The organism is Sphingobium scionense (assembly GCF_014197035.1).
GTDB lineage: Bacteria > Pseudomonadota > Alphaproteobacteria > Sphingomonadales > Sphingomonadaceae > Sphingobium > Sphingobium scionense.
Genome location: NZ_JACIEU010000008.1, coordinates 197641 through 211268 on the forward strand (window position 1 = coordinate 197641; position 13628 = coordinate 211268).

Below are 13628 nucleotides of genomic sequence, written 5' to 3' on the forward strand. Positions count from 1 at the left end.
TGGCAGGTTGTTTGCCGACTTCTAATGCTGTGCCGAGAAGTTGAGGGTGGCTGAGAAAATGTCTTTTTGTTCCCCGGCTGCGATGGCGAAGTGCAATGAGCGGGGAATGAAATTCTCTTCGAGCGGCAATTTGAAGATGAAGCCCGAATCCGGTCCCTGAGCATGTGGGCGATTGCGCTCCACATCCCGCCGCCGTTCCCGCATGCGTGCGGATCCCAGCAGGGTCGGGCCATGATAGCATTCGATCCTATCGACATATCGGCCATCGTTCTGCAGGCACCAGCCACGCAATTCCAGCAGATTGCTGGTGGTAATATGGGCCTGATCCAGAAAGAAGGAAAATTTCTCCCCGTCACCCAATGATGAGTATTCCGGCGCGACAATTCCAGTCTGTTTGATTGTCAAAAGGCTCGCTGCCGGGGAGATGTGGGCACGATCATATCGGAATGGAAAATCCTTTATCTTGTCGATAGTGAAGCGCCGTGAAGCTTTTTTTGAATTTGTTACGATATATAGTAGAGAGTCTACATTAAATTTTTCGGCCAATTCCTGTGAAAGGCGAATTTCGTCTTCACTGTCGTTGTGTTCGAATAGAATGTATTTCCATTCCACTACAGGCCGATCTCTCAACGTGGAAAGATGTTCAAAAAGGGCGAAGACTTGGTCAAGTGCGCCGGAGCGTCTGTATTTGACGTAGGATTCCGGGCGGGCGCCATCGCAGGAGATGGTCAGTTTGTCGATATCGACCCGGTCCATCACGGTAGGGTCGGGAATGCTGCCGCTTGTGGTTATTTCTTGCAGGCAATCAGGATGCCATTTGCGCGCCAGTCGGGTGAGAGTGCCTATTTCGCTATAAAGCAGCGGTTCGCCCCATCCCAAATACTGGATTTCTTCAATCGCGATGTCGTTCTTCGCGCAACTGCGCAGGAAGGTTTCAAAAATCTTGGGATCGAGATCCCAGTCACCCGAACGTGTTTTACCTTCGCGCACGCGCATGCAGGATGGGCAACGGAGGTTGCAGGCGAGGGTCGGTTCGACCATTACGCGAATACGGCTGTCCAGCGTGTCGTTTGCGATGCCACCGGGCGAGAAGGTATGGCAAGTTTCGCAAATGCCCGGCCAAGGGGGACGCTCTTCTTGGAAGGAACGGCGGACATGCCGATAAACTGGGCCGTCGATGACTTGCCTGATATTCCAGTTTGGTGCGGAACTGACTTCGCCCAGAATGATGCCATAGCCGCTGCTGTCGTCGCAAACGATGTGCCCATTGCTCTTCAGTGTGATCAGGCGCAATATCCTACAATCCACAGTCCTACCTCTTATCATCATTGATCTTGGGATTTAGCGGGGGAGCGAGATGGCGTCCATGCTGCGGCTTTCGTTTCGGTAGGGTTCGGCATGTGTTGCCCTTTCTTTTTCTTTGTGTTCCAATAGGATGGTGTCCATCGGTCGAAAGTGGCAGGAGGCAATCGATCATGAGCAATCCGGACAAGCCGGATTTTAGCTTTCTCGCGTTCGCGTTGATGATTGCGATGTTGGGGCTTGGATTGATGTTGTTCGGAACCTGAACGGAGTGCTCGGGAATGGGTGCGCGGGCTGGCAAGGAGGCTGGTCATCCTAAGGATATACCGGAGAGCATGATCGATCCGCTTTTGCTGCTGCAGGCCTATGCCATCGGCGTGTTCCCGATGTCCGATGACCGGCAGGCAGACGATGTCTATTGGGTCGAGCCCAAAAGGCGTGCGATCCTGCCGCTCCATGGCCTTCACCTGTCACGTTCGCTGTCAAAGACGATTCGGCAGAACAGGTTCCGCGTCACCGCCAATCAGGTGTTCGCCGGCATCGTTGCCCTATGTGCGGAAGCGGCGCCTGATCGTCCGTCGACCTGGATCAACGGCCCGATCGAGCGGGCTTATCGCCATCTGCACGAACTGGGCTTTGCCCATTCGATCGAATGCTGGGACGGGGATGAACTGGTCGGCGGCCTCTATGGCGTGGCACTGGGTGGCGCCTTTTTCGGCGAATCCATGGTGTCGCGCCGCACCGATGCGTCAAAGGTGGCGCTGGCCTGGCTGGTGGCGCGGATGCGCTTTGGCGGCTTCAGCCTGCTCGACTGCCAGTTCATGACCGATCATCTGCGCAGCATGGGCGCGCAGGAAATCAGCCAGCGCGACTATCTTCAGTTGTTGGGCGTTGCCGTCGGCGACGTGCCGCTGGGAGCGGGTGACGCGGTGCTATCGGCCGGTTCGGGCGCGGCGGCCGAACTGGCGTTTGCGCCGCTGGCCGGCGATGCTGTGGCAGGCACCTTGCCCTTGTCGCCCAGCTTGACCGTGGCAGGGCCGCTTTCGGGCCATTCCATCGTACAGCTCTTGACCCAGACGTCATAGACCGGGTGCTGGACGACATTGCGGTCGGGCCGTTCGCGAAACAGCCAGCCGGAAAAATTGCGGCGCCACTTGCCGTCGGAACTGCTGCGCACGTCCAACTGCACGAAGGCGCCGGTTTCCTGCACATTTTCCCAGGGGGCGGTGGTCTCGCATGCCTGCAGGCGGACGATGGCGTCGCCGACGCGCAGCGCCTCGCCGGGCTTCATGCTGAGGTCGCGGGTCAGGCCGTTGCGCTTGTTGAGCAGGCCGATGACGGCGGTGCGCTCGGCCATCGGCGTGCCCGACAGGCTGGCTTCGTCCGCGTTGCGGATCGGTTGGCCCTCGATCTTCACCGGGCCGCTCTGATTCGCCTCCGGCGCATCATTGCGACCGCAGGCCGCCAGCAGCGCGCACCCCAGAAGCGGCGCGCCAAGCAGGATCGGCGGGAATCCCCCCGCCGGACGCCGAATCATGCCGCGTCGGGGCTCCATGCCTCGTAATCGCCGGTCGCCTTCTGGCGCTGGCCGCCCTTTTCGAGCGCGCCCGACGGACGATAGGCGTTTGCGGTGCCGGTCGCGTTGGGGGTGAATTCCTTTTCCCAGATGCGCGGCGGCGGCAGGAAGCTTTCGGGCGTGCCCTCGATCGAGTGATGCAGCCAGCCATGCCATTCGGCCGGAACGCGACTCGAATCATTGGCGCCGTTATACATCACCCAGCGGCGCGTCAGGCCGTTCGGATCGACGCCGCCTTCATAATAGACATTGCCCTGATGGTCCTCGCCCACTTTCGTGCCCTTGCGGGCCGTGAAGAGCCAGGTGCCAAAGGTGGCGCCATTCCACCAGGTGAAGATGTTTGCCAGGATACCCATGGCCGATGCGCTTAGCCGCTGGGATTGACGTGGGCAAGGACGATATGGCGCTAACGAGCGGCTGTCGGGCAGAAATCGAGGTCGATCGCGCTCTTGCCGTCGGTTGTTGCGCATTTGCCCCAGGCTACGCGGTCGCCTTCCTTGATGCCCAGTTCCGCGGCGCGGCCGCTGCGCAGTTCCAGCACCGCCACCACCGGCACGCCGGCGGACACCGGCTCGCGCGAATAGGGAGCGACATTGGCGCCGATGAAGGCGATCGTGCCGTCGGTATGGATGAACAGCATGTCGAGCGGGATGATCGTGTTCTTCATCCAGAAGCTGGCTGTGCGCGGCGGCTCCATCGGGAACAGCATGCCCTTGTCGGCATCCAGTGCCTTGCGGAACATCAGCCCCTGTTCCTGCTCCGCCTCGGTGCGGGCGACTTCCACATCGAAGCGATGTTCGCCCTTCGCGGTGCGGATGACGAGGGGGAGCAGTGCGCCCTGCGGCGCGGCTGCCTGGACATTGCTGCCTTCATTGCCGGCGTCGGGCTTGGCGGAGCAGGCGAGAAGCAGCGTGGGCAGGGCGGCGGCGAGAAGCAGTCGGGTAAGGATCATGCGATCCTGCCTAGCGGGTTTCGGGGAGGTGCGGGAGAGGGTTAACCCTCAATCCTCCGCTTCGGGGACGTCACCGGGTGCTGCATCGACCCAGCGCCGCGCCAGGGCATAATCATGGCCGGCGCGCAGGAAGGCGGCGATCGCCTTTTCCCGGCCCTTGGGATCGGGCGCCTGCATCGCATAGGGGCCGATCCGCTTGCGTCGGGCGAATCGGTCGGCCGCCGCCCAGCGATCGGCCTGTGCCTGGGCATCGGCGGCGCCACGATCGGCCTCCTCTATGCCGGCGGCGCGCAATGTTTCGGTGATACGGCGGGCGCCATAGCCGCGTCGGCCGAGCGCCGCGCTCTTCATCAGGGCAAAGCCGCTGTCGTCGACATAACCAAGCTCCGCGAAGCGGGCGACCAGCGCTTCGGGATCGGCCGGCGCTTCCCCGCTCCAGCCGCGTTCACGCAATTTGCGCGCGAGATAGGCGAGCAGCTTGCCGCGACTGGTCGCGAACCGACCGACATAGCGCAGCGCCAATTCGCGCAATAGGTCTTCGTCCAGGGGTGGGGGCGGGCGTTTGCTGGTCATGACCGGTCGTGCATTGCACGCTATCATGCGCTAAGCGCCATCTTTATGCCACAGTCGGGCCGGAATTTTACCGCGCCTTGTGGTCTACAAGCACAAGCTGGATTGAAACTATCCGGTGCAAGTCGACGTCAAAACTGATAGCGGCCGCCGGAATATGACAGATATGACATTGGGTGACACCAATATGACGGGTTCGCAGATTATGATGGCACCTACGCCGACCAACGATGTTCTTCCGCGCCGCTTCTCCGATTTCGAGACGTTGGGCGAAGCGTTGGACTATGCGGCGCAGGGCAAGCGCGGCCTCAATTTCCATGATGCGCGCGGCAATCTGGCGCGGCCCTATCCGTTCAGCGAACTGCGCGAGGACGCGATTGCCTGTGCCCATCGCCTGATCGCCCATGGCGTGAAGCCCGAGGACCGCGTCGCTCTGGTCGCTGAAACCGGCGCCGACTTCGCCATGCTGTTCTTCGGCATCGTTTATGCCGGCGCCTGGCCTGTGCCGCTGCCGCTGCCGACCAGCTTTGGCGGCAAGGAAAGCTATATCGACCAACTCAACGTCCAGCTCTCCAGCTGCGACCCGATGCTGTTCCTCTTCCCCAAGGAACTGGAGGATATGGCGGGTGAGTCCGGTCGCCAGAAGTCGGTCGAGAGCATCGCCTTTGAGGATTTCATCGCTCGCGAGGCGGTCCCCTGCGCTCTGCCGCAGGCGCAGGGCGAGGAAATCGCCTATCTGCAATATTCGAGCGGCTCGACCCGTTTCCCCCATGGCGTCGCGGTGACGCATCATGCGCTGCTGTCCAACCTGTCGGCGCACAGCCATGGCATGGAAGTGCAGGAAAGCGATCGCTGCATCAGTTGGCTGCCCTGGTATCATGACATGGGTTTGGTCGGCTGCTTCCTGTCGGTCGTCGCCAACCAGGTGTCGACCGATTACATGAAGACCGAGGATTTCGCCCGCCGGCCGCTGGCCTGGCTGGACCTCATCAGCCGCAACGAGGGCACCTCGATCAGCTATTCGCCGACCTTCGGCTACGACATTTGCGCGCGCCGCATGTCGAGCCAGACCAAGGCGGCCGACCGTTTCGACCTGTCACGCTGGCGCCTTGCCGGCAACGGCGCCGACATGATCCGTCCCGACGTGATGCAGAGCTTCGTTGACGCTTTCGGTGATGCGGGCTTCAGCCCCAAGGCCTTCCTGCCGAGCTATGGCCTGGCCGAAGCGACCCTGGCCGTCACCATCATGCCGCCGGGCGAGGGCATCATCGTCGAACTGGTCGAGGAAACCGACCTGTCGGGCGGCACCGCGCCGGAAGGCCGCCCGCAGCGTTTCCGCTCGATCGTCAATTGCGGCAAGCCGGCCAAGGACATGATCGTCGAGATCAGGGACGAGGATGGCGGCCTGATGAACGAGCGTCAGATCGGCAAGGTGTGGACCACCGGCCCCTCGCTGATGGTCGGCTATTTCCGCGATCCCGAAGCGACCGAGGCCTGCATGGCTGATGGCTGGCTGGATACGGGCGACATGGGTTATCTGTCCGACGGCTATCTCTACATTGTCGGCCGCGCCAAGGACATGATCATCATCAACGGCAAGAATCACTGGCCCCAGGATATTGAATGGGCCGTGGAGCAGCTGCCGGGCTTCAAGCAGGGCGACATTGCCGCCTTCGCGATCACCACGCCGGGTGGCGAGGAAGCGCCGGCGGTGCTGGTCCATTGCCGCACCTCCGACAATGAGGAGCGTTCGCGCCTGCGCGACCAGATTCGTGAGCGGGTTCGCGCCATCACTGGCATGAACTGCGTCGTCGAACTAGTGCCGCCGCGCACCCTGCCGCGTACCAGCTCCGGCAAGCTCAGCCGGTCCAAGGCGCGCAACCTCTATCTGACCGGCGAGATTCGTCCTTACGATATCGCCGCCTGATCGGGCGGCGCATACCGATTGATAACCATTGCCTGCTAGACCGGGCATGTGGGTATCGAGCAAGGGCAATCCGAAACCGACCGACAGGGACGGGGCTCGCTAAGGGCGATGATGGGGCTCGCACGCCTCGTCGATGAAGCTGACATGCGCGTCCTGACTGCCCAGTTGCAGTCGGCAGACAGCGTCGCGCTGCTGCGCCTGGCGATGAACGTGTTCGGTCTGCTGTTCCTCTGGCGCGTTTTCGGCAGTCATGTTTCGGCGACGGTCATGATCGGCTGGAGCATCGCCTTGATCGGCGCCGTTACCATCAGCGCCTTATTGATCCATCGCCGCAAGATCGGCATCAGCGGTGCTCCGCAGGCCCGCGACCTGCGCCGTCATGCGCTGACAGGGCTGCTGCACGGCCTGGTCTGGGCTGCCTGCATGACTCTTTTTTCGAGGGGAGAGGGGGCCGAGCATCTGGTGGCGCTATGGACCCTCATCAGCTGCATCATGGTGTGTGGCGCAATCAGCTATGCGGCGACGCCGTTGGCCGCCATCGCCTTTCTCATGCCTTGCATCGCTGGCCTGTCGGCGATGTTCGACGGCGGCACCCTGTTGCCGCTGCGGGCACTCGCTACCAGCTATGCGCTGTCGCTACTGGTCGGCTGCCTCATCTATGCCCGCACATTCGCGCGCCAGCACAGCACTACGGTCCAGCTAGCCGAGCAGACCGAAGTCGTCAGTCTGCTGCTGCGTGAATATGAACAGGGGGCATCCGACTGGTTGTGGCAAACCGATGCGCTGCGCCGCATCAGCGGCGTGTCCCAGCGTTTCGCCGAAAGCGTGGGAAGGACGCCGCAGGCGCTGGAGGGCGCGCCGCTGGTCCAGATCCTGGCCGGTGCTGGCTGGGAAAGCGGGCGATTTGCATCGAGCCTGCACAGCCTGGCCGATCATCTCAAGCGGCGCGAAAGCTTCAGCAATCTGGCGCTGCCGGTCGAAGTCCAGGGCAAGACCCGATGGCTAGAACTTTCGGCATCGCCCCGCTATGACGATAATGGTAATTTCCAGGGCTTTCGTGGCGTCGGATCCGACATCACCGTTCAGCGCGAATCGGCCGACAAGATCGCCCAACTGGCGCGTTTCGACACGTTGACGGGCCTACCCAACCGAGCACATCTGCGCGATGCGCTGGATCATGCCATGGCGGAGACAGGCAATCGACGGCCCGGCTGCGCTTTCCTTATGCTTGATCTAGATCGCTTCAAGGCGATCAATGACAGCCTGGGCCATCAGGTTGGCGACCAGTTGCTCAGCCAGGTCGCACAGCGCCTGCGCCATGTCTGTGGTGGGATTGGCTTTTGCGGCCGTATCGGCGGTGACGAATTTGGCGTGGTGATCGCGCGGATCGATGATGATCGGGCGGTTGCCCGCCTGTCGATCGCGATCATCGACGCACTGTCTGCGCCCTATCAGATCGACCAGCATGTCCTCCATGTCGGCGCTTCGGTCGGTTCGGCTGTTTCGCCGATCGATGGGCATCAGTCCGAAGCGATTATCCGTAGTGCCGACCTGGCGCTTTATCGCGCCAAGGATGAGGGGGGAGGCGTCCATTGTCCCTATGAACCGCACTTGCATGCCAAGGCAGAGGAGCGGCAGCGGCTGGAACAGGCTCTGCGCGATGCACTGGAGAAGGATCAGCTGCATCTTGTCTATCAGCCTGTCGTCGATGCGACATCGGGTGTCATAACGGGATTCGAGACTCTTGCGCGCTGGACTCATCCGGACCTGGGGCCGATTCCACCGTCGAAATTCGTGCCTGTGGCAGAAGAGGCCCGGCTGATCGGACCGATTGGCGAATGGGTGCTGCGCACGGCGTGCCGTGAGGCGATGCGGTGGCCCGCGCATATCCGCGTGGCCGTCAATGTCTCCGCCGAGCAGTTGCACCAGTCAAATTTCGTGTCGGCGGTGGTGAATGCACTGGCCCAGAGCGGGCTGGACGCCCGTCGGCTGGAGCTGGAAGTGACCGAAAGCGTCTTCCTGCACGAGGATGACAGCGCGCTGCGCGTGCTGGATCAGTTGCAGGGACTGGGCGTGCAATTGTCGCTCGACGATTTCGGCACCGGCTATAGTTCGCTCGGCTACCTCAGCCGCACCCGTTTCAACACGATCAAGATCGATCGCAGCTTCGTCGTCGGCGCGGCGCACAACACGCCGGAAAATCTGGCGATCATCCGGGCGGTGGTGACGCTGGCGGAAAGCCTGGGCATGTCGACCACGGCCGAAGGCGTGGAAACCGCCGCCGAGCTGGACATGGTACGCCGACTGGGCTGCAAGAAGGTGCAGGGCTATTATTATGGCCGGCCGATGCTGCCACAGGATGCGATGCGGCTGTTCCCGGAACCGCCGGCACAGGCCTGTGGCAACGGCTAGACGATCAGGCCTGAATCTGTCTTTCGACCATCGTCCATAGCGCGCCGAAGGCCTGAGCCGGGGGCGAGGCAGGGGCGAAGGCGCCGAGCGGCTTGCGCCGTACCGTCATCTGCTCGATCGTGCTGGCCATCGGGATCGCGCCCCAACCCGGCTGTTCGTCCAGCGCCTTGCGATGCAGGCTGCGGCGGCGGTCGACCATCGAATAGACCGGCAGGATCGGCGCATGATTGCCGCCGCGCTGCACCAGATAACGGGCCACCTCGCCCATCGCACGCTGCGACAGGGGGGAGGGGATGACGGGAATGACGATCAGGTCCGCGGCGCGCAGCACCTGCTCGCTGGTTTCGGTGAGGCCCGGCGGGCAATCGAGGATGATGCGGTCATAATCCTTGCCCAGGCTGTCGATCAGCTTGGCGAGCCGCTTCTTCTTGTCCATCTCACGGAACAGATGGTCGAGGCTGCGCAGCGAGGTATCGGCGGCGATCAGGTCCAGGCCCGGCACGGTCGTGGGCTGGATCAGCTTGCGGACCTCGACATCCTTGCTGAAGATCGCGTGCGCAGCATCGCGGCTTTCAAGATCGGTGGAGAGGAGCCAGCTCGACGCGGCCTGCGGGTCGAGATCCCAGAGCAGGGTCCGCCGCTTCGATATGCTCGCCGACGCCCAGGCGAGGTTGACCGAAAAGGTGGTTTTGCCAACGCCCCCCTTGAGGCTGTAGACGGCGATGGTCGCCAATGCCGGTTCCTTTGCCATGGGAGAGGAAGCTACGGCTTCCCCCCGTCAAAGCAAGGGCTCAAATCAGCCGCTTGTTACATGTGCGTGACAAGCGGCTGATATTCAGAGGATTTCGCGTGCCTTTTCGGGCGGGCGGGCGACGACGGCGCCCTTGTCGGTGATGACGATCGGGCGTTCGATCAGGATCGGATGCGCCGCCATGGCGTCCAGCACGGCGGCATCGTCGCTAGTGTTGAGGCCGATTTCCTTCACCACGGCCTCGCCCTTGCGGACGGCCTGCGAAGGGACGACGCCGGCCTTGTCCAGCACTGCCGCGATGTCGGCTCGGCTGGGCGGGGTCTTGAGATATTCAAGAACCGCGATCTCCAGGCCGGGCGTCTCTTCCAGGATGTCCAGCGCAGCCCGCGACTTGGAACAGCGCGGATTGTGCCAGATCACCGCCTTCACTGGGCGTCTTCCCGCGCCAGCCACTCTTCGAGCCACTTGATCGTATAGTCGCCGTTGAGGAATTCGGGATCCTTCAGCAGCGCCTGGTGCAGCGGGATGGTGGTCTTCATCCCCTCGATCACATATTCCTCCAGCGCGCGGCGCAGACGCATGATCGCGCCCTCGCGGGTGCGGCCATAGACGATCAGCTTGCCGATCATGGAGTCGTAGTAAGGCGGCACCTTATAGCCTTGATACAGGCCACTATCGACGCGGACGTGCATGCCGCCCGGAACATGATAGCTGGTGACGGTGCCCGGCGACGGGGCGAAGGTCTTGGGGTCTTCCGCGTTGATGCGGCATTCGATCGCATGGCCGGTGAAGCGGATATCTTCCTGGTTTACCGACAGCGGCTTGCCTTCGGCAACGCGGATCTGTTCGCGCACCAGGTCGAGGCCGGTGATCATCTCGGTCACCGGATGCTCCACCTGCAGGCGGGTGTTCATCTCGATGAAGTAGAATTCACCATTTTCCCACAAAAACTCGATCGTGCCCGCGCCGCGATAACCCATGTCGGCCATCGCCTTGGCACAGATGCCGCCGATCCGTTCGCGCTCGGCTTGGCTCAGGACGGGCGAGGGGGCCTCTTCCAGCACCTTCTGGTGACGGCGCTGCAGCGAGCAGTCGCGTTCGCCAAGGTGGATGGCGTTGCCATTGCCGTCGCCGAACACCTGGATCTCGATGTGGCGCGGATTACCGAGATATTTTTCGATATAGACGGTGGCGTCGCCGAACGCGGCCTTCGCTTCCGACCCGGCCTGCTGCATCAGCGTTTCCAGATCGTCAGGCGAGGTGCAGACCTTCATGCCGCGACCGCCGCCACCCGATGCCGCCTTGATGATCACCGGATAGCCGGCGGCTTCGGCGATGATCTTGGCTTCCTCGACATCGCTGACCGCGCCGTCCGAACCCGGAACCAGCGGCAGGCCGAGCGCGCCAGCGGTGCGCTTCGCCTCGATCTTGTCACCCATGGTGCGGATATGTTCGGGCTTGGGGCCGACAAAGGCCAGGCCATGGGCCTCGACGATTTCGGCGAACTTGGCGTTTTCGCTCAGGAAGCCATAGCCCGGATGGATCGCGTCGGCGCCGCTGATCTCCGCCGCCGAGATGATCGCGGCGATGTTGAGATAGCTGTCCCTGGCAGCTGGCGGCCCGATGCAGATCGCCTCGTCGGCGAGGCGCACATGCATGGCATCGGCGTCGGCGGTCGAATGGACCGCCACCGTCTTGATGCCCATTTCATGGCAGGCGCGGTGGATGCGGAGCGCGATCTCGCCGCGATTGGCGATCAGCAGTTTTTCGATGGCCATGGAATCGCGGCCTTATTCGATGACGATCAGCGGCTGGTCATATTCAACCGGCTGGCCGTTATCGACCAGCACGGCCTTGACCGTACCGGCGACGGGCGCGGTGATCGCGTTCATCACCTTCATGGCTTCGACGATCAGCACGGTTTCACCGGCCTTCACCTGCGAACCGACGCGCGCGAAGGGCGCGGCGCCCGGCTCGGCCGACAGATAGGCGGTGCCGACGATCGGCGACTTCACCACATTGCCGGCGGGCAGGGCTGGTTCGGCGGCGGGGGTAGCGGCCGGTGCCGCAGCCGGGGCAGCAACGGGTGCCGCTACGGCAGCGGGCGCTGCGAAGATTGGGGCACCGCCACCGATCTTGCGCGCCACGCGAATCTTGCGGTCGCCGTCTTCAACCTCGATCTCGGTCAGGTTGGTGTCGTCCAGCAAAGCTGCCAGTTCGCGTACCAGGGTGACGTCCACCTGCATCGCGCCCTTGTCATGCTTGTCGTTCATGCTTGACCCTTGTCGTCTTTCAAAATGCGTTCTGGCGGCCAGCGCCTATGCTCATTTGCGCCAAAGCGCAACTTTTGTGCGTTCTACAGTTCCAGGGCTGCTTCGAGCGCCAGCATGTAGGACATGGCGCCAAAGCCCGCGATCGTGCCCTTGGCGGCCATGCCGACATAGGATTTGTGGCGGAAGGCCTCGCGCGTGTGCGGATTGGACAGGTGGATCTCGATCACCGGTACGGTGATGCTCTTGATCGCATCATGCAGCGCGATGGAGGTGTGGGTATAGGCGCCGGGATTCATGATGATGGCATGGGCGCCCTCGCGATGCGCCTCCTGCACCCAGTCGACCAGATGGCCTTCATGATTGGACTGGCGGAAATCGATCTCGACATGGGCGCGGTGGGCGGCGTCCTCCATCCGCTCGGCAATGTCGTCCAGCGTGTCATAGCCGTAGATTTCCGGTTCGCGGGTGCCGAGCATGTTGAGGTTCGGGCCGTTGAGAACATAGATTTTGCGTGTGTCCGCCATGGCGATCCCCCATTCGGTCGAGACTTGTCTGTTGCGGGCGCGGCGTCGCCGCCCCTATATGCGCGCTGATCTTTAGCCCTTCGTGTCGCGCCAAGTCGAGACACGTTTCCAGCCACGAACGGGATAATGTAGTGAGCATCGACGGCACCATCTCCATCCATATCAATGGCGAGCATCGCCGCATCCGCGACGGCCTGACCCTGGCTGAGCTGGCGAGCGAGCTGGGCTTCGCGCCGGAGAAGGTGGCGGTGGAGCGCAATCTGGAAGTGGTGCCGCGTTCGACCCTGGCCGATGTGAAGGTCGAAGATGGTGACGAGCTGGAGATCGTGCATTTCGTTGGCGGTGGCGACCATCCGGTCGCGGGCGGCGGCGGCGATGTGTCCCCGGTGGATGACGATAGCTGGACGGTGGCCGGCAAGACCTTTCGCTCGCGCCTGATCGTGGGCACCGGCAAGTACAAGAATTTCGAGCAGAATGCCGCCGCGCTGGTCGCGTCGGGCGCGGAGATCGTCACCGTGGCGGTGCGCCGCGTCAATGTGTCTGATCCCAACGCGCCGATGCTGACCGACTATATCGACCCGAAGAAGGTCACCTATCTGCCCAACACCGCCGGCTGCTTCACCGGCGAGGAGGCGATCCGCACCCTGCGCCTGGCGCGCGAGGCGGGCGGCTGGGAACTGGTGAAGCTGGAAGTGCTGGGCGAGGCGCGGACGCTCTACCCGGACATGGTGGAAACGCTGCGCGCGACCGAGGTGCTGGCCAAGGAAGGCTTCAAGCCGATGGTCTATTGCGTCGATGATCCGATCGCGGCCAAGCGGCTGGAGGATGCCGGCGCGGTCGCGATCATGCCGCTGGGCGCGCCGATCGGTTCGGGCCTGGGCATCCAGAACAAGGTGACGATCCGCCTGATCGTGGAAGGTACCAAGCTGCCTGTGCTGGTCGATGCGGGCGTGGGCACGGCGTCGGAAGCGGCGCAGGCGATGGAGCTGGGCTGCACCGGCGTGCTGATGAACACCGCCATTGCCGAGGCGAAGGATCCGGTGCTGATGGCGGCGGCGATGAAGGCGGGCGTCGAGGCCGGCCGCATGGCCTATCGCGCCGGCCGCATGGGCAAGCGCATGTATGCCGACCCGTCGAGCCCGCTGGCCGGCCTGATCTGATTCCAGGGCGTCGCGGCGCGAGATTCGACGCGACAGTCGAAGTTCACAGTGTCGTGGGGGTGATTCCGGGCCAATGCGCCGGGAACGCGCCCGCGACGCGACAGCGAAGCGACAGTCGCGCGACAATCGGGTCATGATCGCGCGCGTTCGACGCGACACGGAGGCGACACTGGGGCGACAG

The 13628-nt window shown here is 62.8% G+C and carries 13 protein-coding genes and 1 pseudogene; 4 read left to right on the forward strand and 10 right to left on the reverse strand.

Annotation, left to right across the window (positions count from 1 at the left end; genetic code table 11):
- Nucleotides 1-21: 21 nt before the first annotated feature.
- Nucleotides 22-1293: a radical SAM protein gene (locus GGQ90_RS11495; RefSeq protein WP_188082294.1), complete on the reverse strand. Its 1272-nt coding sequence runs from the start codon at nt 1291-1293 to the stop codon at nt 22-24.
- Nucleotides 1294-1637: 344 nt separating this feature from the next.
- Between GGQ90_RS11495 and aat the strand changes: the two genes are divergently transcribed.
- Nucleotides 1638-2387 (forward strand): leucyl/phenylalanyl-tRNA--protein transferase, encoded by a 750-nt coding sequence (aat, locus tag GGQ90_RS11500; RefSeq protein ID WP_188082295.1) that lies wholly within the window; start codon nt 1638-1640, stop codon nt 2385-2387.
- A 35-nt stretch (nt 2388-2422) separates the two neighbouring features.
- Here the strand turns inward: aat and GGQ90_RS29825 are convergent.
- The 4 genes and pseudogenes from GGQ90_RS29825 to GGQ90_RS11520 form a co-directional block, all read right to left on the reverse strand.
- A pseudogene (locus tag GGQ90_RS29825) lies at nt 2423-2857 on the reverse strand (DUF2155 domain-containing protein); the annotation flags it as partial.
- Nucleotides 2836-3234: an NADH:ubiquinone oxidoreductase subunit NDUFA12 gene (locus GGQ90_RS11510; protein WP_004210347.1), complete on the reverse strand. Its 399-nt coding sequence runs from the start codon at nt 3232-3234 to the stop codon at nt 2836-2838. The pseudogene GGQ90_RS29825 and the gene GGQ90_RS11510, both read right to left, overlap by 22 nt.
- 50 nt (nt 3235-3284) lie before the next feature.
- Nucleotides 3285-3830 carry a DUF192 domain-containing protein gene (locus GGQ90_RS11515; RefSeq protein ID WP_188082296.1) on the reverse strand — a complete coding sequence of 182 codons (546 nt, stop codon included), beginning with the start codon at nt 3828-3830 and terminating at the stop codon, nt 3285-3287.
- 48 nt (nt 3831-3878) lie between these two features.
- Nucleotides 3879-4403 carry a regulatory protein RecX gene (locus GGQ90_RS11520; RefSeq protein WP_188082297.1) on the reverse strand — a complete coding sequence of 175 codons (525 nt, stop codon included), beginning with the start codon at nt 4401-4403 and terminating at the stop codon, nt 3879-3881.
- Nucleotides 4404-4566: 163 nt separating this feature from the next.
- Here GGQ90_RS11520 and GGQ90_RS11525 point away from each other — a divergent pair, with 163 nt between their 5' ends.
- Both GGQ90_RS11525 and GGQ90_RS11530 read left to right on the forward strand, forming a co-directional pair.
- On the forward strand, nt 4567-6327 hold the full coding sequence (locus GGQ90_RS11525; protein WP_188082298.1) for a fatty acyl-AMP ligase: 1761 nt from the start codon (nt 4567-4569) through the stop codon (nt 6325-6327).
- 108 nt (nt 6328-6435) lie between these two features.
- Complete coding sequence (locus GGQ90_RS11530; RefSeq protein WP_188082299.1) at nt 6436-8739, forward strand: EAL domain-containing protein; 2304 nt, start codon at nt 6436-6438, stop codon at nt 8737-8739.
- Between the two features lie 4 nt (nt 8740-8743).
- Here GGQ90_RS11530 and GGQ90_RS11535 read toward each other — a convergent pair whose 3' ends face one another.
- The 5 genes from GGQ90_RS11535 to aroQ all read right to left on the reverse strand — a co-directional run bounded on the left by GGQ90_RS11535 (nt 8744) and on the right by aroQ (nt 12287).
- On the reverse strand, nt 8744-9490 hold the full coding sequence (locus GGQ90_RS11535; protein ID WP_188082300.1) for a ParA family protein: 747 nt from the start codon (nt 9488-9490) through the stop codon (nt 8744-8746).
- An 84-nt stretch (nt 9491-9574) separates the two neighbouring features.
- The gene (gene arsC / locus GGQ90_RS11540; RefSeq protein WP_188082301.1) at nt 9575-9919 is read right to left on the reverse strand and encodes an arsenate reductase (glutaredoxin); all 345 of its coding nucleotides are present in this window, start codon (nt 9917-9919) and stop codon (nt 9575-9577) included.
- Nucleotides 9916-11268 (reverse strand): acetyl-CoA carboxylase biotin carboxylase subunit, encoded by a 1353-nt coding sequence (accC, locus tag GGQ90_RS11545; RefSeq protein ID WP_188082302.1) that lies wholly within the window; start codon nt 11266-11268, stop codon nt 9916-9918. Before accC ends, arsC begins: the two co-directional genes overlap by 4 nt.
- 12 nt (nt 11269-11280) lie before the next feature.
- Nucleotides 11281-11763 carry an acetyl-CoA carboxylase biotin carboxyl carrier protein gene (accB, locus tag GGQ90_RS11550; RefSeq protein WP_188082303.1) on the reverse strand — a complete coding sequence of 161 codons (483 nt, stop codon included), beginning with the start codon at nt 11761-11763 and terminating at the stop codon, nt 11281-11283.
- 83 nt (nt 11764-11846) lie between these two features.
- Nucleotides 11847-12287, reverse strand: coding sequence for a type II 3-dehydroquinate dehydratase (gene aroQ / locus GGQ90_RS11555; protein WP_004210356.1), 441 nt, complete (start codon nt 12285-12287; stop codon nt 11847-11849).
- Between the two features lie 131 nt (nt 12288-12418).
- Here aroQ and thiS point away from each other — a divergent pair, with 131 nt between their 5' ends.
- Complete coding sequence (gene thiS / locus GGQ90_RS11560) at nt 12419-13447, forward strand: sulfur carrier protein ThiS (protein WP_188082304.1); 1029 nt, start codon at nt 12419-12421, stop codon at nt 13445-13447.
- The last annotated feature ends 181 nt before the right edge of the window (nt 13448-13628 follow it).

Coding starts and splice junctions, on each gene's coding strand:
- aat (WP_188082295.1), top strand. CDS start 1,638: ATGATCGATCCGCTTTTGCTGCTGCAGGCCTATGCCATCGGCGTGTTC.
- GGQ90_RS11510 (WP_004210347.1), bottom strand. CDS start 3,234: ATGGGTATCCTGGCAAACATCTTCACCTGGTGGAATGGCGCCACCTTT.
- GGQ90_RS11515 (WP_188082296.1), bottom strand. CDS start 3,830: ATGATCCTTACCCGACTGCTTCTCGCCGCCGCCCTGCCCACGCTGCTT.
- GGQ90_RS11520 (WP_188082297.1), bottom strand. CDS start 4,403: ATGACCAGCAAACGCCCGCCCCCACCCCTGGACGAAGACCTATTGCGC.
- GGQ90_RS11525 (WP_188082298.1), top strand. CDS start 4,567: ATGACATTGGGTGACACCAATATGACGGGTTCGCAGATTATGATGGCA.
- GGQ90_RS11530 (WP_188082299.1), top strand. CDS start 6,436: ATGATGGGGCTCGCACGCCTCGTCGATGAAGCTGACATGCGCGTCCTG.
- GGQ90_RS11535 (WP_188082300.1), bottom strand. CDS start 9,490: ATGGCAAAGGAACCGGCATTGGCGACCATCGCCGTCTACAGCCTCAAG.
- accC (WP_188082302.1), bottom strand. CDS start 11,268: ATGGCCATCGAAAAACTGCTGATCGCCAATCGCGGCGAGATCGCGCTC.
- accB (WP_188082303.1), bottom strand. CDS start 11,763: ATGAACGACAAGCATGACAAGGGCGCGATGCAGGTGGACGTCACCCTG.
- aroQ (WP_004210356.1), bottom strand. CDS start 12,287: ATGGCGGACACACGCAAAATCTATGTTCTCAACGGCCCGAACCTCAAC.